Source organism: Paenibacillus sp. P32E (assembly GCF_001909085.1).
GTDB lineage: Bacteria > Bacillota > Bacilli > Paenibacillales > Paenibacillaceae > Paenibacillus_AQ > Paenibacillus_AQ helianthi.
Genome location: NZ_LVYY01000013.1, coordinates 303,321 through 326,286 on the forward strand (window position 1 = coordinate 303,321; position 22,966 = coordinate 326,286).

General features: G+C 46.8%; 21 protein-coding genes, 3 tRNA genes and 3 pseudogenes. 7 read left to right on the top strand and 20 right to left on the bottom strand.

Annotated elements, in window-relative coordinates; translation table 11 throughout:
* Window position 1 precedes the first annotated feature (1 nt).
* The 11 genes and pseudogenes from A3848_RS14345 to A3848_RS14395 form a co-directional block, all read right to left on the bottom strand.
* On the bottom strand, window positions 2-1,024 hold the full coding sequence (locus A3848_RS14345; RefSeq protein ID WP_074085611.1) for a carbohydrate-binding family 9-like protein: 1,023 nt from the start codon (window positions 1,022-1,024) through the stop codon (window positions 2-4).
* A 103-nt stretch (window positions 1,025-1,127) separates the two neighbouring features.
* The gene (locus A3848_RS14350) at window positions 1,128-2,414 is read right to left on the bottom strand and encodes an alpha-L-fucosidase (RefSeq protein ID WP_074085612.1); all 1,287 of its coding nucleotides are present in this window, start codon (window positions 2,412-2,414) and stop codon (window positions 1,128-1,130) included.
* A 3-nt stretch (window positions 2,415-2,417) separates the two neighbouring features.
* Window positions 2,418-3,816, bottom strand: a pseudogene (locus A3848_RS14355) (alpha-L-fucosidase).
* A gap of 122 nt (window positions 3,817-3,938) precedes the next feature.
* Window positions 3,939-5,561, bottom strand: a complete 1,623-nt coding sequence (locus A3848_RS14360) for an extracellular solute-binding protein (protein ID WP_074085613.1) — start codon at window positions 5,559-5,561, stop codon at window positions 3,939-3,941.
* A gap of 39 nt (window positions 5,562-5,600) precedes the next feature.
* A complete protein-coding gene (locus A3848_RS14365) occupies window positions 5,601-6,509 on the bottom strand; it encodes a carbohydrate ABC transporter permease (RefSeq protein ID WP_074085614.1) in 909 nt (302 codons plus the stop codon).
* 19 nt (window positions 6,510-6,528) lie between these two features.
* Window positions 6,529-7,467: an ABC transporter permease gene (locus tag A3848_RS14370; RefSeq protein ID WP_244169690.1), complete on the bottom strand. Its 939-nt coding sequence runs from the start codon at window positions 7,465-7,467 to the stop codon at window positions 6,529-6,531.
* 498 nt (window positions 7,468-7,965) lie between these two features.
* A pseudogene (locus A3848_RS14375) lies at window positions 7,966-10,155 on the bottom strand (alpha-mannosidase); the annotation flags it as partial.
* 19 nt (window positions 10,156-10,174) lie between these two features.
* Window positions 10,175-10,528: pseudogene (locus tag A3848_RS14380) on the bottom strand (glycoside hydrolase family 130 protein); the annotation flags it as partial.
* Between the two features lie 256 nt (window positions 10,529-10,784).
* Window positions 10,785-10,870 (bottom strand) — tRNA-Leu (locus A3848_RS14385).
* A 139-nt stretch (window positions 10,871-11,009) separates the two neighbouring features.
* Complete coding sequence (locus A3848_RS32975; protein WP_074085616.1) at window positions 11,010-11,405, bottom strand: WGxxGxxG family protein; 396 nt, start codon at window positions 11,403-11,405, stop codon at window positions 11,010-11,012.
* A 72-nt stretch (window positions 11,406-11,477) separates the two neighbouring features.
* Entirely contained in the window at window positions 11,478-12,164 is a 687-nt protein-coding gene (locus tag A3848_RS14395) for a M15 family metallopeptidase (RefSeq protein ID WP_074085617.1), read from the bottom strand.
* Between the two features lie 205 nt (window positions 12,165-12,369).
* On the opposite strand from A3848_RS14395, the gene A3848_RS32320 reads away from it, so the two are divergent.
* A complete protein-coding gene (locus A3848_RS32320; RefSeq protein ID WP_167374625.1) occupies window positions 12,370-12,537 on the top strand; it encodes a hypothetical protein in 168 nt (55 codons plus the stop codon).
* Between the two features lie 29 nt (window positions 12,538-12,566).
* Here A3848_RS32320 and A3848_RS14400 read toward each other — a convergent pair whose 3' ends face one another.
* Together A3848_RS14400 and A3848_RS14405 are read right to left on the bottom strand one after the other, a co-directional pair.
* On the bottom strand, window positions 12,567-12,902 hold the full coding sequence (locus tag A3848_RS14400; RefSeq protein WP_074085618.1) for a YolD-like family protein: 336 nt from the start codon (window positions 12,900-12,902) through the stop codon (window positions 12,567-12,569).
* 276 nt (window positions 12,903-13,178) lie between these two features.
* A complete protein-coding gene (locus A3848_RS14405; protein WP_074085619.1) occupies window positions 13,179-13,814 on the bottom strand; it encodes a hypothetical protein in 636 nt (211 codons plus the stop codon).
* A gap of 293 nt (window positions 13,815-14,107) precedes the next feature.
* Between A3848_RS14405 and A3848_RS14410 the strand changes: the two genes are divergently transcribed.
* Entirely contained in the window at window positions 14,108-14,638 is a 531-nt protein-coding gene (locus A3848_RS14410) for a PH domain-containing protein (RefSeq protein ID WP_074085620.1), read from the top strand.
* A 15-nt stretch (window positions 14,639-14,653) separates the two neighbouring features.
* On the opposite strand, the gene A3848_RS14415 is transcribed toward A3848_RS14410, so the two are convergent.
* Entirely contained in the window at window positions 14,654-16,129 is a 1,476-nt protein-coding gene (locus A3848_RS14415; RefSeq protein WP_074085621.1) for a glycosyl hydrolase, read from the bottom strand.
* Between the two features lie 140 nt (window positions 16,130-16,269).
* Entirely contained in the window at window positions 16,270-16,653 is a 384-nt protein-coding gene (locus A3848_RS14420; protein WP_074085622.1) for a cytidine deaminase, read from the bottom strand.
* 167 nt (window positions 16,654-16,820) lie between these two features.
* Between A3848_RS14420 and A3848_RS14425 the strand changes: the two genes are divergently transcribed.
* Window positions 16,821-17,261 carry a NucA/NucB deoxyribonuclease domain-containing protein gene (locus tag A3848_RS14425; protein WP_074085623.1) on the top strand — a complete coding sequence of 147 codons (441 nt, stop codon included), beginning with the start codon at window positions 16,821-16,823 and terminating at the stop codon, window positions 17,259-17,261.
* Between the two features lie 51 nt (window positions 17,262-17,312).
* On the opposite strand, the gene A3848_RS14430 is transcribed toward A3848_RS14425, so the two are convergent.
* Entirely contained in the window at window positions 17,313-17,525 is a 213-nt protein-coding gene (locus A3848_RS14430; RefSeq protein WP_143186142.1) for a hypothetical protein, read from the bottom strand.
* Window positions 17,526-18,148: 623 nt separating this feature from the next.
* Here A3848_RS14430 and A3848_RS14435 point away from each other — a divergent pair.
* From A3848_RS14435 to A3848_RS32325, 3 genes are all read left to right on the top strand, one after another.
* Window positions 18,149-18,325, top strand: coding sequence for a YjfB family protein (locus tag A3848_RS14435; protein WP_074085624.1), 177 nt, complete (start codon window positions 18,149-18,151; stop codon window positions 18,323-18,325).
* Window positions 18,326-18,455: 130 nt separating this feature from the next.
* On the top strand, window positions 18,456-18,980 hold the full coding sequence (locus tag A3848_RS14440; RefSeq protein WP_256702372.1) for an ImmA/IrrE family metallo-endopeptidase: 525 nt from the start codon (window positions 18,456-18,458) through the stop codon (window positions 18,978-18,980).
* A gap of 86 nt (window positions 18,981-19,066) precedes the next feature.
* A complete protein-coding gene (locus A3848_RS32325; protein ID WP_167374626.1) occupies window positions 19,067-19,228 on the top strand; it encodes a hypothetical protein in 162 nt (53 codons plus the stop codon).
* Window positions 19,229-19,531: 303 nt separating this feature from the next.
* Here the strand turns inward: A3848_RS32325 and A3848_RS14445 are convergent, their stop codons facing one another.
* Window positions 19,532-19,810, bottom strand: a complete 279-nt coding sequence (locus A3848_RS14445; RefSeq protein ID WP_256702373.1) for a hypothetical protein — start codon at window positions 19,808-19,810, stop codon at window positions 19,532-19,534.
* Window positions 19,811-19,998: 188 nt separating this feature from the next.
* On the opposite strand from A3848_RS14445, the gene A3848_RS31330 reads away from it, so the two are divergent.
* Window positions 19,999-21,741, top strand: a complete 1,743-nt coding sequence (locus A3848_RS31330; RefSeq protein ID WP_083612151.1) for an S-layer homology domain-containing protein — start codon at window positions 19,999-20,001, stop codon at window positions 21,739-21,741.
* 700 nt (window positions 21,742-22,441) lie between these two features.
* On the opposite strand, the gene A3848_RS14475 is transcribed toward A3848_RS31330, so the two are convergent.
* The 3 genes from A3848_RS14475 to A3848_RS32330 all read right to left on the bottom strand — a co-directional run bounded on the left by A3848_RS14475 (window position 22,442) and on the right by A3848_RS32330 (window position 22,886).
* Window positions 22,442-22,515, bottom strand: a tRNA-Ile gene (locus A3848_RS14475).
* 46 nt (window positions 22,516-22,561) lie between these two features.
* A tRNA-Met gene (locus A3848_RS14480) sits at window positions 22,562-22,638 on the bottom strand.
* 83 nt (window positions 22,639-22,721) lie between these two features.
* Window positions 22,722-22,886, bottom strand: a complete 165-nt coding sequence (locus A3848_RS32330) for a hypothetical protein (RefSeq protein WP_019909365.1) — start codon at window positions 22,884-22,886, stop codon at window positions 22,722-22,724.
* Window positions 22,887-22,966 lie beyond the last annotated feature (80 nt).

Consider the following 22,966-nt stretch of genomic DNA (forward strand, 5'->3'; position numbering starts at 1 on the left):
ATCACTCCTTCCATAACTTTCCGTCTTCCCTGATGCAGTAGCTTGACTTCCCGTCCGACGACGGTGCGGAAATCTGCAGCAGCCTGCGGGTCGCCTCAATCGCCGGTGTGATGCTCCACGGCTCGTTTCTCATCAATATATTCTCATCTAAGGTGAATTCACCGTAAGTTTCGAAGAAATTGCGTTCACGGTAGTACAGCTTGCGCAGCTCCCACTTAATTCGTTCATCGGGTGGCAGCTGGAACGATTCAGGGCCGTCCTCGTCTGCGAATACGACATAGCCCCACAGCTCCGGATAGTGCATATTGATAATGCCCATTGGAGACCAGACCCAATTCTCTTCAGGGTAAGGCTTGCCTGTGTCCGGGTTCAGCACCTTGCGGTATTCTCCGTCTTTGACCTCAATATGCCATTCTACACGGGAGAAATTAACACGCCAGAACTCGCCTTTTACCGGGGGACGGCCTTCAGGTGCGCACTCACGCAAGCTGGTCCACGGCATAGCCACTTCAACACTCCATTTCCGATTCGCCGCGCCCGGCTGATTCAGCTCGCCGTCAATATGCACGGCGGTCTGAAGTCCGTTAATATCCCAGCCGTTGACCGGGGGTCCGCCGTCGCGGTACGGTTTCACCAGGAAGAGGTCCCATACCGTGTTCAATGCATTGATCTCAAACTCATAATATTGGTGTGTATCCCCATCAGGATCAATAAATATCTCAAAATCATTGTCATAAAAAATGACCGAATCCCGCTCCGTCAGCGTCGCCCAGATCTGATCTTCCATTAGTTCCGCTGCGAAATAGAAATATTCGTCGTCCCACAGCATTTTGGCCCGGGTCCGCTTCGCGGGCAGCGGACGAAGATCCCCTTCGATATCGACAAAATCCTCCGTCCAATCAGCTGCTGCCCAGAATGGTTTATCCACGCGCCCATCCAGGACGAGCGGCCCGGCAGCGCGCCTGCAAATATAATGCTTTGGAGCAAATTCAATATTCGGCTCTGGTACTCCGCTAAGCTTCATCTTTTCTCCTCCTATTGTTTCATTGTGTATGTCTTAAAATAGAGAGCACTCATCTCATCCCAGATCTGATGCATTTAATAATTAGACAACCTGCTCAAGCATTTTAGTTATGTGTAACCACAGCGCCGGATCCTCCATACATTTCAAGCACCTCTTTGAATTCCAGCTTCAAGACCGTAACCTGCTCATGTGTATCTTGGGGTGTCATATGAATCCACGTTGTTCCCGGAATGTTGAACCAGGGAACCCCGCCGTGAATTTCATGGGTAAGCTCTTTTCCTGAATGAAGCACGGTGATTTTTTGGATAGGGTTGCATAGTCCCTTCAGACATAGGTTCTCTTTCGGATCGTCATATACAAAGAGGTATAATGTCTTTTTATCTTTTGAAATGGTGCTGCCGCCTAAGTAATAACGGGTCATAATCCCTTCATCTGTTCCAAATACAGCTTCTTCGTGCGTTCGAATCCATTCACCCAGCCCCAGCAGAATATCTTCTTGTCTCTTGTCGATCGTTCCGTCCTCCATCGGCCCAATATCCAACAGCATGTTGCCCCCCAGAGTGATGCAATCACAGAACATTCGGATGATCTGGTTCAATGATTTGTACTGATTATCCGTAGGCACATATCCCCAAGAGCTGTTGATCGTCGTGCAGAATTCCCATGGCCCCTCCGGCCGGGTGATGGGTATCCCTTGCTCCGGCGTCTTGTAATCCCCATGTCCTTGCAGACGGGAGTTGATGATGATGTCCGGGTTGAACGATTGAAGGTATTGCTTGAACTCGGGCAAGTTCCATTGCTGGGCACTTCGTTCCCAATCTCCATCGAACCACAGCAGGTCGACCTTACCATAGTTCGTTAAAATTTCCTTAAGCTGATTATTGTTGAATTGTAAAAAACGCTTCCATTTCTCCTCATCCTGGATACCGTCTGTAGGGCTTGAGTATTTGTTCACTTTGCTCAAATCCTCAGGAACTTTACCGTCTTCATATACACTTGGATAATCAGGGTGCGACCAGTCGATCAGAGAATAATACATGCCCAGACGAATGCCTTTTTTTGTCACGGCTTCAGCATATTTTTGAACAAGATCCTGCTGGGCTGGAGTTTTTTTCACAACGTTCAGGTCACTGTATTGCGTGTCCCACAAGGCGACCCCGTCATGGTGTTTCGTCGTAAGAACCGCGTATTTGGCACCTGACTTTTCGATCAACTCAACCCATTGGTCGGCATCGAACTTCGATGCCGTGAATCCGTCCAGTTGCTTCATATAATCTTCGTAAGACATTCTCCCATTATAAAAAGACCATGATTCCGAGACTCCATTTACTGCATAGATTCCATAGTGAATAAAAATACCGAGTTTAGCTTCTTTGAACCACTTTTGCATCTCTCATTTCCCCCTTCGCTTGTGCAACCTAAATACATGCGTAATCGGCGCTGGCTCTGATACCGCATTCTCCGGTAGGCGAACAATGATCCCATTCTCCGTTCGATGAAACTGCAGGTTATCTTCTCCTCCGGCGAGATCAATCCGGCTGAATTCTTGGAGCACAGGTAAATGCAATTCCTCCTTCACCGTCTCATGTTCATCTTTATATAAGTAGAAGGCATACGTTGTATCCTTGGTTTGAGTAAAATGATAGTTCCCCACCGAATACGGCTCACAAACGCGTGTCCCATAAATCGCCTCGCCGTGAACGTTCAACCATGTGCCCATGCCTTTGATCCGGTCAATGGCTGTCTGAGAAAGTCTCCCATCAGGTTGCGGTCCGACATTTAGCGCCAAATTGCCGCCCTTTGCCACGATTTCAACCAATAAATGAATCAACTGGCGTACAGACTTGTAATTGTCCTCATAACGGTAGGAGAACGAGGTTCCCATCGTTATACAGCTCTCCCAAGGGACATTTAACGGCTGTTCAGGCAAGGTCTGCTCCGGTGTAATGACATTCTCATAGGCTCCGCCGACAGTCCGGTCAGCGGACAGCAGCCAAGGCTGTACTTCGCGTGCCTTTTCGACGACTTCTCCAAGCCGGATATCCTGGCCGCTCTCTTCACAGACCCATCCCGCATCCAGCCATAACATTTCAATGCGGCCATATCGGGTCATCAGCTCCATAATCTGCTCATGGGTGAATTTCACAAATTGCTCCCAAAGCCAAGGATATTCCTTCGGATTATAGGAAGGCCCCCGCGACGTAAAAGTACCGCGCTCCATTCCAGGTGCCCAGTATGTAGGCGTGTTCCAGTCTGCTTTCGAGAAATAAGCAGAGATGCCTAAACCTTTTGCACGGAACGCATCGAATAACTGCTTGCAAATGTCGGCATATTTGTGCGCATGGAAGGGACAAGCCGGACCTGTAACGCGGTAGTCCGTGGTGTGAGTGTCCCACATGCAGAAGCCGTCATGATGCTTGGTCGTGAAATTCAAGTACTTGAATCCATTCTCGGCAGCCAATTCTGCCCACAGCTCCGGCTGGAAGCGCACTGGATTGAACGTTTTTGTTTAAACCGACGTATTGACGCTTCAGCTCATTCGTATCGACATTCCAATTGATCCCGTCGCGTGACCATTCCTCATCCTTATCGCTAAGGACCCACGATTCTACCACACCAAGCTGCGAGTAAGGTCCCCAGTGCATCATGAGTCCCAGCTTCTGATCCTTGAACCATCCCAGACGCTCAAGCAGAAGCGGACTCTCCGGCTTTACCCACTGCTCTTCACTGCTGTAATTGTGAACCCCTTGCTCTACAACTTGCTCTTGTTCCGTCACATTCAACTCACTCATGGTATACCTCCAGATAGAAGACACATTTTCCTGTTTTGGATGACCTCACAAAATAATAGCAACTTCCCGACCATGATCTAACATCATCGGGAAGTTGTTTTTTTATGAGCTACAGAGCCTGGTTATTTGGTGGAATTCCAACGGTCATAAGCATCTTGGTAGATTTTTACGATTTTGTCGCTTTCCATTTTTTTGAGCTGATCAGTATATTTACTCCAATTATCAAGAGATTCTGCGCCCGTTACAAATTTAGCCTCCATTTGTTTCACATAAGTGTTCAGATCGGACATTAGAGCAGACACCTCAGACTGTTCATCCACCGACAGATATACACTTGGGAAAGGTACTTTGGCAATCGGTGTAAGCTTCTCTGCATTTTCCTTGTCAATCCAGTTGTCAAAATCACTCTTGAGTCCCAAGCTGAACGAACTATCGTTCACACCAGGATTCAAAATACCGTAGTTCGGCGTCATTGTTCCTTTAAATTCTTCACGGTCTTTACCGCCAGGAACTGGAAGCCATTCTTTAACATGCTTCTCTTTATCCGTATATTTCCACAGCAAATTCTCTGGACCTTGAGAGAACAATGTAGCACCTTCATAACTGTAGAGATAATCTACCCAACGCATCGAGGCTTCAGGGTTCGGGTTACTTTTTGTGATTGCAAATGTACCATTCGAAGAAAGACCTGGGTGTTTGCCGTAAACCGGTGATCCTGCAATATCACTCTTCACTGGCGTCATCAACGGATTGTCTCCACTTGGCTCACCGCCTAATGTGAAGTAAGGGTAGTAGTCGCTGAATACGGCCACTTGATTATTTTTACCCTTGGCTTTTTTCTGTTCATCGGTTTGTGAGAATGTCTCATGATCCAGCAGGTTCTCAGCCCATAGACGGTTCAAGAATGTTAAATACCCTTTGTAACCTTCTTCTTGAGGTGAAAAATGTACTTTTCCATCTTTGTCGGCATAGATTTGCTCATCGTACATATTCCAGAAGCCGAAGAAGAACATGCGCAGATCATCCAGTTTCACAGAGGTAAGTGGAATCTCGTCATCCTTGCCATTGCCATTCGCATCTTCAGATTTTACGCGCTTCAGATAAGTGTACAGTTCTTCCGTCGAAGCAGGCAGTTTATTTTCCATTCCGAATTTTTGGAGGAACTTGCCGTTATACCACATTGGACCCCGATACCATACCGCAGACAAGTCGATTGTCCGAAGCGCATAGATATGTCCATCCGGAGTAGTCATGGACTTACGTATATCCGGGTGATCGTCCAGGATCTTCTTCAGGTTCGGCGCGTAGTTATCAATGAGATCCTCAAGAGGAATAAGTACACCTTGACTGCCGTATGTTACTTGATCCGCAGGTTTAAGATCGGCAGCGTAGAATATATCCGGGACATCGCCACTCGCGAATACCAGGTTCTTTTTGGTTTCAAAGCTGTCTTGGGGTGCATTCTGATAGTTAAACTTGATCCCTGTCAACTTCTCCATCTCTTGCAAGACAACCATCTTTTCCCAATCCTGAACTCCAACATCCGGTGCCATCAAGCTCAGGGTAAGCGGCTTGTCGACGATCGGAAATCCCTCTTTTTTCACCTCCGAGCCCGTTTTTGAAGCATTGGCATTGGTGTTGCCCGCTGCATTTTTATCATCATTAGTTGAACCGCAAGCAGACAGCATGGAGCCGAACATTGTGAGACACAACAACAGAGCCCATGATTTACGAGGCTTTTTCATTTTTAACAACCTCCCTTTAATTTTTATATATGTTCAAGATCAGCCCTTAACGGAACCAATCATGACACCTTGGACAAAATAACGCTGTAGAAACGGATAAACAGCAATGATTGGCACTGTTGAAACGATAATAACAGCATATTTGACGAGTGATGCAACTTCAGCCTTGTTGTTGAGAGCCGCCGCCGACGCTGAATCCATCGCTCCTCCTGCCTGTGCTGACATTTCCTGCAGGACAAGAATTTGACGCAAGATCAGTTGCAACGGATATTTGGATTCGTCATTCAAATAAATAAGTGCCGAGAAGTAGCTATTCCAGTTGCCCACACCGTAGAACAAAGCCATGACGGCAATGATCGGCATCGATAAAGGCAGAATGATTTTGACGAATAGCCGCATGTTGGTGCATCCGTCAATTTGGGCAGCATCCTGCAGTTCCTTCGGAATGGATGACTGAAAGAACGTCCGGGCCACAATGATATTCCAGATCGAAGCTGCCGAAGGGATAACAATGGACCAAACCGTATTCACCATCCCCAAGTTTTTGACAAGAATATAAGTTGGTACCAGACCTCCGCCGAAAAACATTGTAATCATAAACATCCCCATAAAAAAATTGCGGCCAACGAAATCTTTGCGACTAAGGGCGTAGGCAGCGGGCATCGTTACGACCAAGTTTATAGCTGTTCCAAGTAAGGTATAACATATCGTATTGGCATACCCTGTCCATATTTTTGAATTCTCAAATACGATTTGATATCCTTTCAATGTAAATCCTCTTGGCCACAGCCACATTTCACCCGACCCAACATATTTGGGATCGCTGAAGGATGCGCTTATCATATAAATCACAGGATAAGCCACAATAACCAATGCTAATAAAACGTAAATATAATTTATTATTAAAAAAACCTTATCCCTTCCAGTCTCCCTTACTCCAGATATCATCTGTCGAAGCCTCCTTCTTCTACCATAAACTGTTCTCGCTTGTGCGACGAACAATCTGATTAACAACTATTAGCAGAACTGCATTAATCACGGAGTTGAATAAGCCAACTGCCGTGGAGAAACTGTACTGCGCATCGACGAGACCCGAGCGGTATACAAAGGTCGAAATAACGTCGGAAGCTCCCATATTCAATGAGTTTTGAAGCAGCAATATTTTCTCGAATCCTACCCCAAGTAGGCTACCCATATTTAGAATCAAAAGAATTGTCATCGTTGGAACTAGGGTCGGAATGTTGATATGACGAACACGTTGAAACCTTGTAGCACCGTCAATAATTGCCGCTTCGTGGAGCTGTGGATCAACACCTGATAATGCGGCCAGGTAAATGATCGTGCCCCATCCCGCACTTTGCCAGACGCCAGAGAATACATATACCGTCTTGAACCATTTGGGATCAGTTAGGAATTGCGGAGCATCAAATCCAAGCCATTGGATGATATGAACAACAATACCCGTTGAAGAAGAGAGGAACGTAATAATCATACCTGCCATAACAACTACCGAAATAAAATGCGGTGCATACGTAATGGTCTGTGTCAACCGTTTGAAAAATCCATCTTTCACTTCGTTAAACGCAAGTGCAAGAATGATGGGAATCGGAAACCCTATGGCCAAATCGTATAGACTGATGCTAAATGTGTTCCACAGCAAATCCCAGAAGTAATAAGAATCGAAGAAGCGGATAAAATGGTCGAAACCGACCCAATCACTTCCTAATATCCCTTTTGTCGGGATAAAGTTTTTAAATGCGATTTGGATACCGTACATCGGACCATAGCTAAAAATAAGGAAGTAGAAGAACGCCGGGGCGATAAATATATAAAGTTCCCAGTTTTGAATAATTCTCTTCCATGTTTTATTACTTTCTTTCCGCCTTTTCTGAAGCTGGCTGCTCATGAGCAACCTTTTTGTACCCTGCATAGTATCTCCCCCTTCAGAACTAAGTTCTTTTTCGTCTAGCTACTTGATCTGTATCAGGATTTAAATTTTGCTAGCGCTTACATAAACACTAGTTCTCAGGCGCTTGTTCGTAAATATGTCATTTTGGATAGTCAACAAAAATACATGCCAACTGTAATTCAGTCACTAATTAGATTAAATACATCTCATTTCAATGTGTAGTTTTTGTTAAAATCCTTGATATTCATGACATGGCGCAATTTCGACCTATTATTTTAACCTTTTATATTCGATTGTCGGTTTTTTTTTCTTGAACCTTTCTATTTAAAACAAGAATTACATGTACTACTCCTAAGCTGGAATATAAAACTCGCTTGTGATTTTCAGCTAGACTTATTAAGTACCTAACCTTTTATACAGACCCAGCAGTAAAAAATAAAAATACCCAGTAAAAGTACCTAGGCATCTTTATTTTTTCACAATTTAATAATCATTGCTGATATCGACGAACGTTTGCTGATGCTGCGTATTACTTGGATTTATCCACTCCGGTGCAGGTTCAATATCTCGTTTGACTATTTCGAACATCGAATCCACTTGATGTACAGCCGTTTGCACGTCGGTCGGGAACAATATCCGAACTCGGTGATCCTTAGCCTGATTGTCTATGGTCGAAACAATTTGCAGCCCCTTGCCTTCGCGCTCCAGAGTAATCACAGTCCGGAGCTTAAGGATCACAGTATCTCGGCTCCGCTGAGCCTTGCGTTCCGGATAATAAACCAAAGCACGCTGCTCCGCATCTAATCTCTCATCAGCTGAAGAAGGGATTTCCCAATGATGTTTGATCTCTATAGCAGCACGGAAAGCTGTATCTTCAAGTACACGGATTTCTGCAGCCTGGCCTTGTGTGGTCAAGGTGCTCTCACCTTCAGGCTGTTTATACATGTATTCATTGCCAATGTCTCCGGTATTTTCATAAATCCCAAGATCACGGTATGAAATCCCTCTCAGCTTATCCATCAGAGTAAACGAACCATCCTCTCCGATTTCTACCCGGAGGCTGTCATTCTCCATTACTCGGTTACCGGATAGCAGGCTTAAATGTTCAAGAGTGGGCCGCGACGACTGTACCCAAGCATAGCTGCGAAGTCCCTGCGCAGGCACTTGCATAGCTTCGAACGTCACTCTTACCCTGCGGCACATATAGGACTGCCGGAATTTATCATCTGGCAGATCATAGCCAAACTACAGCCCCAGATCTTCTAAGGTACAGGGTACCGCTTCTCCATGTTGATCCACCAGCATTCGTCCACTGAGATCGATCTCCTGCATTCTTCGGCAGGTCTCCTGCAACGTAAAGCCTTCACGGAGATAAAGACGGGCTGCATCCAAGTCAACAGTTACTGTTCCTGTACGTCTCCAGCCCGACGTATTCATCACTACAAAGGGCAACGCATCGTCTCCATATTCCGTAAAAATCGATGTATCTACAGCATCAGCGATATACTTTGCACAATCTTTAACGATGCTTTCAGCAACGTGGCGGCTTTTATCAAACCTGGTGATCATCTCACGGTGCACTTCATCTACACTGCACCCGCAAATACTATCATGCGGATGATTCTGCATTAAGGTCTTCCAAGCATAGGTGAATAGATGGTGGGGATAAACTTTACCAGCAAGATTCGCGATGGAAGCTAGCGGCTCCGCTACCTTTTCCAAAAGGGACTGTCCTACCTGGTTCATCTGTTTCAAATAAATGCGGGCTGAAGCTGTGTTCACAAGTGTGCCCCATCCATCCGTACGTCGACTGCGAAGTTCACCCATGACTGTAGATAATCCGGGATCTACAGACGACTGCTGATGGTTAAGCTCCGCAATCAAGGCACTTAAATAATCAGGGAAGTTCGAATGAACGAAATCCACGTTCGGGTATAAGGCCTGGGCTGTACGGATAGCCTCTGGCAAATCAAGCTGCAGCGGCTGATGGTCACAGCCATTCATGAACAATAGCTGATCTGTTGAAGCATATTTTTCTGCATCTGCCAGCTTCCTGTCCCAGAAAGCCCTGGCCTCTGCTTCATCCGTTGGCACTTCATTTCCGTTAGAATACCAGTTGGCAAACAAAATCCCGAGTACTTTGGAGCCATCCGGGCCTTCCCAGATCAGTTCAGAGAAGGAGGACTCATAATCTCCATCAGAAACCGTATTATTGAATCCTGTAGGCTTCACTCCGCGCCCGAAGAAAACGTTGGTGATGCCGGATTGCAGCATAAGCTGCGGAGTCTGGCCCACCAGGCCGAACGTATCGGGAAAATAGCCTATTTTTGCCGGTTCCCCGTACCGTTTGGCATCCTGATGTCCGATTTGCATGTTACGTACATTCGCTTCTCCGCTTGTCAGAAACGCATCCTGTAAAATATACCAGGGCCCGATCAGCAGACGGCCTTCCGTGATACATCTCTCCAGTCTTTCCTTGTTCTCCGGACGAACCTGAAGATAATCCTCCAGAATAATCGTCTGTCCATCCAGATAGAAGCTTTTAAACGCTGAATCTCCTTCCAGCTTATCCAGCAGCGAATCCATCAGCTGTACCAGGCGGACGTGATGCTTCTCAAAGGGTAAATACCATTCCCGGTCCCAGTGTGAATGAGAAACGATGTGAGCCGTTCTTTTGCTAGTCATAGTCTATCCTCCTCTTTTCTTAAGCTTCTTCTAACGGATACAACTTCATATAATTGAGGAGCTCTTCCACTGTAGTAAAGGCCAGTCCGGTCACCGTATCGGCGCAGCCATAGTAGATAGCAATTCGTCCTGTTGCCGAATCCGTCAAAGCCGCACAAGGGAAAGTCACATTAGGGACATCTCCCACACATTCGTACAGGGTTTCAGGACCGAGAATATAGTTGCGCGAGCGCGCCTTAACCTTCCAGGGTTCAGCAATGTCAAGCAAGGCGCAGCCCATGCGGTACACATACCCGTTACAGGTATTAATTACGCCATGATAAATCAGCAGCCAGCCCTTGTCCGTTTCGATTGGCGTAGGACCCGGTCCGATCATGAATACTTTACCTTGTCGTAAAGAAGTCATTAGAGCAGAAATCCTGCGACTGAGAATGGAGCGTGACAGAATTATCGAACGCAGAGAGTGAACAAGAACCGTTCGTCGTGAAGTCGGTACAAGCATCATTCCAAGCGTATCGGAAACCTCGAATCTACACGAAAAAGAGGCACCGTTAGCAAAATGTTAGCAATCCATCTTAAAAACAAACAAGGGTTCCAGCTCTAATGAGCTGAAACCCTTGTTCTTCTAGTGCCGAGGACGGGGGTCGAACCCGTACGGTACTCACGTACCGCAGGATTTTAAGTCCTGTGCGTCTGCCTGTTCCGCCACCCCGGCATGGTTGGTGCGTTGTTTAACGCGACAAGAAATATGATATCACGTAACTTGTGAATACGCAATCAAAATTTTCGTTAAGTTGTGCTTAACAAAAAGACCCGCTCAGCCGGAGCTGCTGCGGGCCACTTGTATTGCAGGACTAACGGCGTTCGCGTTCGCCGCTTTTGCTTCTCATGCCAGCCAGACCGAGCAGGCCGACCAATCCGAGCCAGCCCCAATTGGAGCGGTTGTTGTCGTTGTCTGTTGCGTTGGTCGTCGTGCTTGTGGCCCGGTATCTGCCAGTTGTCGTGGTGTTGGACAGTGGAGAGACAGTGGTGTTGTCACCAGTGCGGATCTTGTCTCTCATGATCGTATCATTGTTACGCAGGGTGCCGGTGGTGTTATTCATCATATGGTCATTGGTGGAAGAACCGTTATATACCGGTGCCGTTCCACCCATACCGGTAGTACCGGAAGCACTGGATGCATATCCTACACCCAGCAGACTCATGGACAATACAGTGCCGCAGGCAAGACTTGTTATCAGCTTGTTCAAGATGTGATACCCCCTTGTGTGGTTTGTCGCTGATAATTTCCCCCTTAGGCGCCTAAACTATGCAAGTAATTTTTACACAGTCACCACATTCACTGTCTTGCTGACAGGATCATAAGAAACCTTGGCCCCGAGCGCTTCAGCCAATGCCCGCACGGGAACATAGGTGGTTCCATTATCCAATACCCCAACCGTAAGCTTCATCCCATTCAGATTAATGGTAACTTCCACATCCTTGTTCACTTCAGGCTCACCTCCGGTGATCCGGCTTAAGGTTTCCTTAACCTGCTGGGCGGTCGGACGCTGACCTTCCTTAAGCTGTGCAATAGTCAGGCCAAAAGCCAGCTGCAAATGCGAATAATCCTTAAAAGAAGTCCAGTCCCCACCCCATTCGAGTCCTAGCTTTTTCGCTTCCTGCACGACCTCCTGCCAGTCTGCCAGCTTATCTCCATTCCCATCCCTGTTCGTGTCCCAAGAGACGTTCTGCCCATCCGGCAGCAGCAGCGCGAAGTCCATCGCCAGGCCATAATTATGATAGCTGCTGCCTCCCTTGGCATTGGTTACAATGCTGCCCTTCTTGGTTCTCCCTTGTGCGTACAGCGCATTCTGTTCGGCTATGGTACGCATGCCCTGAGTAATGACAATGGAGATCCCTCTGGCATAACATCGCTGTATCAGGACATTTGCAGCCGCCAGCAGGACGGAATGAAGACCGCCGATCCGGTCTGCCGATTTACTTTTCAACTCATCTATAGTCAGCATCGAATCCCCTCCTGATATAGTAAATGCCCTAGAATCCGCCGTTGCTTGTACCTTCTTACTTCATTGTAAAAGAAAAAACCCCGAACGATGCGGGGCCTGAGCATCTTGCCTATATGGGTGTGCGTTTACCACCATCTGCCCGCCGCTTTCCGGGATGATTTCTACCCAAACAGGCTAAGATAAAAGTGAAAGGTGGGATAACAGCATGGACATCCACAGTGACAGCTACAAAGTCGCGGCATTGAGTGAACAGGAGGATGCGGTGGAGATCATCCGCCAGGCCGAAGCGGCAATTGCTCAAATGAACGGCAATAAGCCAGTGACCCTGATTGCTTATGAGAGAACAGAAGCCCATTCCACAAATAGAGAATAGGGCTTCATCTAATGGGTCAAGGCTGGCCCTCAGACGATGTATGCCTCCACAATATCATCCACATCAATCCACTTCCATTCCTCCGCCCACTGCAGCTTGATCTCGCGCGAGTGGGTGTGAATGGAGGTCACAAAGCCGTTCAGCTGCTTATTCTCAAAAGCATCAAACAACACCACCGTTACCCGGACATGACTCCGCAGCGATAGCGCCAGCGTGAACTCAATCTCCTCCAGCTTCTGCTCGTTCAGAACCGGCTTCATGCGGCGAAGCATTTCCCGCTTATCATTCCAAATCCGGCTCTTGTGCTCCGGCAGCATCATCCGGCTGCTCTCCCATAGGCGGTTCCCTTCCAGCTTTTCTCCCATTGCCGTTCCTCCTTCCATGGTGTTCTTAAATCGTTTTACAGGTTGCATCCCCACCATACACGAACGTATGTTTGTATTATACGCCCATCTCCGCTTTTTAATCAATCACAAAATAATGTATGCAGCCGCAATGGAATGACAAGAGTGAAGTCCAGACGTTTGAATCTCTGTCTGGTACGTTCCCAATAGCTAACAAAAAGACGCTCACAGTTATTCTGTGCAGCGCCTTTGTTTGTGCCTTAATGTAAGGAAGTCGCTTATGCGGCGTTCCTTTTTTTACTTAACGTCAGTGACCGAAGTACCTGAACCGGACTTTGTATTCTTGTCCGTAGTGTCTGTATTTGCTTGTGTGTCTGCAGCGGTGCTAGTATCTGTACCAGACAATGTTTCTTCCGCCGCACTCCCCTTCTCGATCAGTCCTGCGGCTACTCTGGCTTCATTCAGCTTGGAGATGCCGTACAACATCGCCACATCCGCTTGCTGGTTCATATCCTTGAACTCATCGGCTGTAACGTCCGGGGAAGCCGCACTTTTCGAGGCCTGCTCCTTGATGGAGTACGCGCTCTTAAACGCAATCATTGAGTCTTTTAGCAGCTTTTGAATATTCTCTGGCAGGCTTTTGGAAATTTTCACATCTTTGACTTCATCAGCGATATCCGAAGCCGTGTCCTGAAATTGATCTATTGCCTTTTCCAATTCCTTGTCCGTTGCTTTTCCTGACGAAAATGAGGTTAAGGTTGTGTTGAATGCGTCCAACGAGGATTTTCCCATTTGATCAAATTTTGTCATTTCATTATAAAAGCTTTGTACCTTCTCCTGCACTTCTTCGTGGGAAGCTGGTGCCGAATTATTGCTGCAGGCGCTTAGAACCATAACTACCATTAGTAATACTGCCAGTAAGGCTTGTCTCATATTTAAATCCCTCCAATTAACAGAATAATATCGAGTATTGTAAAGTGCAACTGAAAATAATGTAAAAATAGCAGGAATGGTATATTTGGCGGAATTGAAGCGTATCCATTCAGTGAAAACAAGTAGAAACGGTGATTCGTCCTTTTAAGGGAACTACCGTTTCAGCGAGAAATAGAAGGATAATGTATAGCGTTGAGCATATAAATTCCAAAAAAAAAGACCGCCAGCAGTGTCTGGAAATCTCTGTTTATACTATAATGATTGCAACATGATTAATAGAGAGGAAGATTGCGATGCCTTATTGCACTAGCTGTGGCGCAGAATACAAGCAAGGCGCCAAATATTGCGGAGAATGTGGAGCAAGTACTGAGGGGGATTCAGCCGCACCCATACGCCGTTCCTCGGCTGGAGCTGCACCCATACGCCGTTCCTCGGCTGGAGCTGCACCCGGATCGGGTTCAGGACCTGAAATCGAACTGTGGCAGGGCAAACCGGCCGGTATTTCCGACCGCCTCAAAGGCATTATACGCCTGAACACAACTACATATACGATCACCAGCCAGCGTATTATGGTCAAAACCGGACTGATTGGCAAAGACGTTGAAGAAATCGAATTGCTGCGGGTGAATGACTTCTCTGTCGACCAGTCCATCATGCAGCGTATTCTCGGCATTGGAATCCTTACGGTATTTTCGGATGATGCTTCATCGCCACAGTTGATATTGCGCAGAATCCGCCATCCCCAAACCGTAAAGGATGCGCTCCGCAAAGCTGTGCGCGATGAAAAAATCGCCAATAATATCAGCTATCGCGAACAAATCTAGACACCGCCCTGCCTTTTAGGGAAGATAGAATGCCCCGGCTGGAATGACGCCTTTGACCTGTCTGGGGCTTTCCCACATCAGAACTGCCCGCGCATCACCTTGGTTTTCATAATACTCCACCTTCAATTCATGCAGCTTCCCGGCAATCAGATTCACCATACCCTTCCGTTCCTGCCCGCTCTGCTTCACCCAGCTATCAATGACCAGCACCCCGTCTATCCACACCCGGATACCATCATCTGAGGACGAATATATCGTATAGCTCTCTGTGTAAGCCGCACTCAGCCTGCCGCTCCAGCGAACAGAGAATACATCGGCTGGAAGTGCCGGATCGGGAGCTGACAGCCGCCAGACAAAATTAATATCTGCATCGGTCCGCGTAACCGCGGGTGTTCCGCTAAGCGTTGCATTACTGTAATATTGCCCATATAACCCCGGCATAGGGGCTGCTTCAGGCATAGAGGCATATATTGCCGCCTTTGCCGTATATTCATCCAGGGTGAACACAAAGGAATCCTTCATAAAAGACTTGATCGCCACATCACTGTTCTTCTCAAACAGCAGCTTGCCCCAGTTCATCTGGTAAGACCATTTATTCTGGGACTTGGCCAGCACAGCCGGAGGCGGAAGCTCCCCATTTTCACCAATGGCAATTAGTTTGCCGCGCCCCAGCTCCCATAGAGAATCTTGATGGCTAACCTTGAAATCCGCATCATAGATATCCATTGCCAGTACGTCCACTCTGCTGCTGCCCGGATAATAGTTGCCCGGTTCATCTGACCATTGGTTTTCGGCATTGGGGCTCCACACCCACAACAGATTATGAAGTTTATGATATGCCGTATACCGTTCGAACATGATGTCCCACAACTGGCTGAACGAGCTTTTCTGCCCCCACCAGAACCAATCGCCATTCATCTCATGATACGGCCGCCAGAGCACCGGGACACCTGCATCATTCAGCTTTTTTAACGACTCGGCTGTCTTGTCCAGATCCGTAATCAGTGCATTGTACTGGACAGTACCCGGCGAAATATACTTGGCAAAATCTGCGTCACTGAGACTCATCTGGACATTCTGCCACACCGGAGCTGTCCCCGGCAGATGGGCATGATACGTCAGCGTCACTATTCCGCCCGCTTTATTCCACTTAATCGCGCTATCGACCACCGCCTGCCGCTGGCTTTCGATTTGCTGTACCGTCTGGTTCTCAATAGCTCCCAGCTCATAGCCGTGGATTGCCGCATATTGACCGCTAAGCATCTTCAGCTTGCTGCTGAACTCATCGGGGCTCTCCAGATAATCATGTTGCCCGCTGAGAATTCCTTGCCCTTGCAGCCGGTATAACGTTTTCAACAGCTTCACTGCCGTGGGAGCGAGCGCAGCATCTGCCGGAGCCATCAGCACATTTCGAAAGGCTGCCTGCCACTGCACATCACCTACCAGCCGTGAGGCGGAATCCAGTAAATCCCGAAGTATACGTGATTCCATCTTTTCCACCATCCTATCCCTTTTTTCTACATCATATGGGGATGTGTAGGACAAGTGCACGGCGAATCGACATGAAATCGGCATACCTAACCCGCACGGAATCCAAAAACCATATTCAAGCTATGTATATTCCTTTTCAGCTATCTGGAATACCTCATTGGCAGCAACCCGACTGCACTCACCTTGGCTAGAGTTCCCTCTACAGGAACAATCACCTTGCAATCCTTGCCGTAATCGGCAATCAGCTCTCTGCACATGCCGCATGGGGAGACAACTTGGATCTCCCCTTCAGCATTATCGGGATCGGGATGTCTTACCGCAACTATCGTATCAAACTCCTTGTATCCCTCGGATATTGCCTTTCCGATCACCATCGCTTCCGCACATACGGTAACTCTGGATAGACTGGCCTCCACATGTACTGCGGTGAAGATCTCCCCCGTCTTGGTCCGGAGAGCCGCTCCCACATGATGTCTCTCCCATTCATAGCGCTTCTTGATGATTTCCTGTGCGCAGGCAATCAACGTCTGATTTTCAGTATACTAAATGGGGCGGGATTTAAGATATACTGGTTAAGTCTACGTTTGGCGAGAGCATAGGCTCACAAAACTTAGGCTTATGCTTGCGAAGCAGTTTTGTACGAAGCTGTATTTAGAAGCATAGGCTAACAAAACTTTTAGGGGGCAGCAAAGTGAAGTCCAAGAAATTCATCCCAAGTTTCATCATCGTCCTGCTGCTCTTGGCCGCCGCTTACTGGTTTGAGGAGAAAGGGCCACTGCCTAGCAGTCAGTCTACTACAGGAGACACTGATGTTGTCCAACTGGTGTTCCCCAGTGACCGTTACCCGGAGACAGCCAGGCACATTCAGGATGCCATCCGAAGTGGAGAGTCGTCCATTTGCACCATCGACCGGCAGGAAGCCGAAGAGAACCGCAAAGAATCCTTGAAGGGGATCCCGACCAAAAAAGGATATGACCGCGACGAATGGCCGATGGCCATGTGTGAGGAAGGCGGGAGCGGTGCTGACATCGAATACATAACGCCTAAGGACAACCGCGGTGCCGGCAGCTGGGTGGGCAATCAACTGGATGAGCTGCCTGACGGCACGCGGGTGGAGTTCATGTTCAAATAGCCCGGCACCCGCCGTTGGTGATATATGATTCGTATCAGCTTGCATGCTGTATCACCCGGCATGGCTTACCTTATCCCGCCGCCAGGCCAGAATTCGCTCCACCCGAAAAACCCGGGGTCCGCCGGTTGTAAAACAAGTTGTTCTGAGAAGCCCGGCTTTGTGTCCGTGAACTTTTATTCTCCGCTGTGTAATTTTGCCTGCCTTATCTTCGTATATAATTTCAACCACCTCACCGATCAGCTTTTCTATATCCTTCGGGCGCAAGTGAAGGCCCTCCCTTCGAAGAAACAGAACGTTTGTATGTATTATATGCAAACAGATGTTCTATATTCGATGATCTGCGAAAAAGACGCATTATTAAAGAAATAGCCCTATCCGGCATTCGCCAGACAGGACCACATTTGCAGATTGAAATACTATAATACGTTCTAGAATATACAGGCTCTAGTGATAATAACCAGCAGAATGAACAGTACCAGAATCGCACCTGTCGAAGTAAAAGGGCTACAAACCGGCACTACTGGAGGACCTTGATTTACTCCACCGACATTATTACCACAACCGCAACCATAATCTGCTCCCATAGTTAATTCCTCCTCTTAAATATTGACTACAGCACAGAATATGTTGCAGGCTAATGTGCTGCATGGGCCAATTGGCAAAGAAATCCCATTCACCTAATCAATTGTGTGAAGAAAGTCGATATACAATAGGAATGCTCCTCTTCAAGCCATGCTCACAAAACTTAAGACTATGCTTCCGAAGTGAGTTTTGTACGAAGTAGGACAGGAAGCCATGCTCACAAAACTTAAGACTATGCTTCCGAAGTGAGTTTTGTACGAAGTAGGACAGGAAGCCATGCTCACAAAACTTTTAGGAGGTGTGAAATGGATATCGCCGCTTTATCCGTATCATTGGGTCAGGCCAGTCTGCAACAGGCTGCAAGTCTGCAAGTGCTCAGCATTGCCAAGGATCAGGCAGAGGTTCAGGGACAGAATATGGCTCAAATGCTTGAACAGAGCGTACACCCTAACTTGGGAAAAACACTTGATATTAGAGTTTGATTGCTTTATGCTTAGATACATAAGAACACAGGTTCGCGTCAACCTTAAGCCCTTCGGGCTTTTCTTTTGGCCATAAATACGAACATACGATCTTGTATCTGAGGTGAATCAAATGCATTCTTACTATCAAATGACGGCTCTGGAGAAGTGGACGGAAGATTTATATGAACGGTTGGATATCCGTAAGCCGGCACAAATTTCGATTGCATATATTGCCGAGCGCCTGAATATTTGGGTCCATTATTTGGATGTGAGGAGCAAAGGGATTGAGGCCTCTGCCGGTATGTATAGCATGTTTATCGACAACCGGCTTCCGGATGAACTTCAGCGCCTGGAATTTCTGCATGAGCTCTGCCATCTGCTCCGTCATGCCGGCAGCCACACACTGATGCCTGAGCAATTTAGTCAAGCGGAGAGGGATGAATCGGAACGCTTCATTCTGTATGCGGCAATGCCTTACTCCATGATTTCGAAGATGACTCTGCCTGAACTCCGTGAAGATGCGATTCAGGAGCTTGCTGCTGCTTTTCAGGTTCCCTGCGAGCTGGCTCTGCAGCGGATCGATCAAATTCAGCGGCGTGTGTTCCAGGGCCAGTTGATTGCTGTGATGGAGCGAAACGAGGACAGAAAATTAAGCCACAGACATATTCGGTAAATGCAGAGGAGATAATAATGCAGACATGCATTTATCTGAGATCAGAGCCTATAGGTATCAAGAAATTACCCTTAGGGGGGAGCGGTATGGAAGCCATCGAAGTTATCCACTTGTTGTTGACCCATCCGGATTACAGCGTGGACGCAGTACACCCCGAAATTCCGGATTTTGTGGGCATCGAAACCATTGAAGTGAACCACGAGACCCAGACTTTTTCCATTCTCCTGCAAGAACCGCAAGAAGATTAGTAACTTATGCCATAACGCTGCCCGGTTAAAAAAGCGGCCCCGCCGGCATCCGGCAGGGTCCAAATATCTGAATAGGAGGGCCCCGCCTTCTTTTCCGAAATCATCTGTTATCTGCTTCTGTACAATACTCCTCATACAGCATCGGCACCATAGCATACTTGTCGAGTTGGCAGCAGTAGATCACATCTGCATCATCCCCCCGCTCACGCAGTTCACGTGCACTTGCTGACTCCCTGATCAGCCTCTTTATCTTATGCCGGGACGCAAATCTCCTCCTTGATGACAGATACTCCACACCAAACGTTAAACCCCAAGAACGATAACGCCTAGCGTCATATATAAAAAAAGAAACAGCATCAATGCCACATTCCCGCCAATTGCGACTTTTTTGAGCTTAGGCTGCGTATTGCCCTTGTTAGTAATTGCCAATACCAGCCCTAGCGGGCTCAAAAAGACGATCATCACAACCCAAACGCCTTGCAGCTTCTCTCCCGCCTCAAAGGGAAACACAAAACTGTAGACCGTAAACAAACCCGTAAGCATGAACAACAGAAATGGAAAAATAACCCCTAAATTCTTCAAATTATACCTCCGGTGAACATGTATTTGAAAGCATCCATTGAGGTTCGTACTAATAAATTTTAATCAATTAATAATATTAATAAAGTTGTATCTTTATCCGATAAATATAAGACGATAGTAATGGTTCTTTGGAATCAGTATATCTTCGTCCATCAACTAGAGAAATTAACCACTAAAAGGAGTAATTTATGAAAAAACAACAGTTGAAATTTAAGTCCTTGTCCGTTTTATCAACAGCAGTCTTACTAGGAACGCTCGTGTCCCCAGCTTCAGCTGCACCCACTCTTTCGGATATTCCAAACAATTATGCTAAGGCTGCAATTCAGGAACTTATCTCCAAAGGGATCATGAACGGAACCGGCGATGGAAAGTTTAATGCGGAAGGGAATATTAAAAGACAGGATTTTGCCATCGTCCTTGCCAATGCTCTTAACCTTAATCTTTCCGCACCTCCAGCTACAGCAACCTTTAAAGACATCCCGAAGGATAGTTATGCCTTTGCCGCGGTGGAAGCTGCCGCTAAAGCCGGCCTTGTCAAAGGTATGGGCGGGAATTTGTTCGGCGGGTTCCAAAGCATTACCCGGGAGCAAATGGCAGTGATGTTCGTGAACGCCTTGGGAGTAGATCCCGCAGGAAAAGCTAAAAATCTTACCTTTCCCGACTCGGACCTTATTGCAGTTTGGGCCAAGGATGCTGTAGCCGCAGCTGTAGAGTATGGATTAATGGTAGGCAGACCTGATGGGACATTCAGCCCTTCAATAAGCGCCAGCAGACAGGATGTGGCTTTGGTTACTGCCAAATTCCTGGTGAAGAAGAATACTCTTGATGAAAGCAGTAATCAGCCAACAGCAATGCCTTCAAGCACGCCAACGCAGACTCCGACGCCAACACCATCTCCTACTCCAATCACGACAGCGGTATACGTTCCGGATCCGACTGCAGCACCAACACCTGTGCCTACAGTTGCGCCATCACCAGAGCCTACTGCTTCACCATCACCAGAGCCTACTGCTTCACCATCACCAGAGCCTACTGCATCACCTTCACCAGAGCCTACTGCTTCACCATCACCAGAGCCTACTGCTTCACCATCACCAGAGCCTACTGCTTCACCATCACCAGAGCCTACTGCTTCACCATCACCAACACCAGCACCAACACCATCGCCTACTCCAGAGCCAACACCGGTTAATTATGCTCCTGTCGTTAAGAATCTTAGATTAGAGTATGAACCTGGATATAATGCTCCTGCAGTCGGTGAAGTAGTTTCTATTAATTTCGATTATGAAGACGAAGAACTGGACTATCCGTCCATTATTCATTACAGATGGTTTGTCTCTTCAGCTATTGATGGTACGGATCGTGTACTAATACCTGGAAATGACATTAATCATTATACGCCTTCAGCGCAAGATTTCGGAAAATATATCACAGTCGAGGTTACACCTGTTGCTGCTACTGGAACAACCAATGGCCAACCCGTTACCAAAACCTTTGAACAGGCGATTTATGCACAAACTGCACCTGGCATAGTTGAATTTGATAGTGGCATAACCAAAGAATTAATTGAGGGAAGCACTCCAAATTCTATTCGCTATGACTTTATTACATCTGAACCATTTGTTGATGGATTCATTAATGTAACCATGGAGGGATTGACCTTCTCCACTGATGATTATTATAACGTGAGCTCACAGTGGCTTCATCCCACTTCCGATCAGATCAGTGAAGACGGACATACCATCCATATTACAGGTATCAACAATGCAAATGATTTTTCGTTTGAACTTCACGGAAAAGTTATGCCCCCTGCTGGAAACTATCTGATTAAATTCACGGCGGATGCCGACGGTGAAGGCATCAAAACTTTGTCAAACGAACAAAGTATCACATTAGTTTCCCTGCCTATGCCATTTCCTTTTCCTATATAATTCATAGACAAACATCCCGTGTACCTTTCTAGGTACGCGGGATGTTTGCATTTAGAGATTTACAAATGTGTAAATTATAGATATAAAATAAACTATTATACTTGCTTTATATAAGAGTGGCTGTTTTTGCTTCCTGAACCAGAGAATAATCAAATATAAAATGCCTAGAATAAGTAATAAATACAGCAAGGATGTATATAGATCATAAGAATTATTATCACCAAACCCCTCTCCTGTACTAAGTGCAACTACTATTAAAAATTTACAGGTTATCCTCCCTAATACCGGAATTATCGAAAATAGCAATAAATTTATAAGAAAAGAAATTATTTTCAACATTAACCTCCTCTATCAATTGATGGCCGCTACTTAATTAGGTTTTAGTGATCCATTTTTTGTAGGATAGCATTGAGCGGAAACAAAATGGATAAAAGGAGTCCCTTTCTGAAGGGGGCATGACTCCTGCTATGTTCAACGAGCGTTACTCTCACCTCCTGCCCATTATGCAGGAAGAAGCCGTTGACAGAATTGAAGTTGAACTCAATAAATTCGCAGAAAAGCAGCTTGAACCTGTTGAATAAAAGTCTCCGTTAGAAATCCGTTAGCAAGCTCAAAAATATGGCCTTTCCCTACTCCCGCATACGCTCCGTCGAGCCTACATATAGCAAAAACCCCTTGCTAGGCAAGGGGTTTTGAGAAGTGGGCCCTACAGGACTCGAACCTGTGACCAATCGGTTATGAGCCGACCGCTCTAACCAACTGAGCTAAGGGCCCGGATCTAGGATTCCGTATATACAATGGCTGTCTGAGAAAATAAAATTGGTTGCGGGGGCAGGATTTGAACCTGCGGCCTTCGGGTTATGAGCCCGACGAGCTACCGGGCTGCTCCACCCCGCGTCAGTAAACATATTCAAACAGCGACAATAGATAATATACATCATATCCGGGTCAAAAGTCAAGGATGATTTTGGTTAATAAGCTCAAGGAAGAAAACGAACCCCATAACGGCCCTTGCGTGAACGGTATATTTCCACAAAACGCGGGTCATGATAGCCATAAATCCAGCCGTCCTGTTCGAGCCTTTTGGCCAGACATCCGGCTTGAAATCTTGTCCTGAACAGCTTCGCGAAGTATATCCAATTCATGATACCTTCTTCTCCTTCTCCGCAAAATTAAGGTCTCTCTGTTTCTAAAGATATCATGCCCATTTCCCAAAAAATAAGCC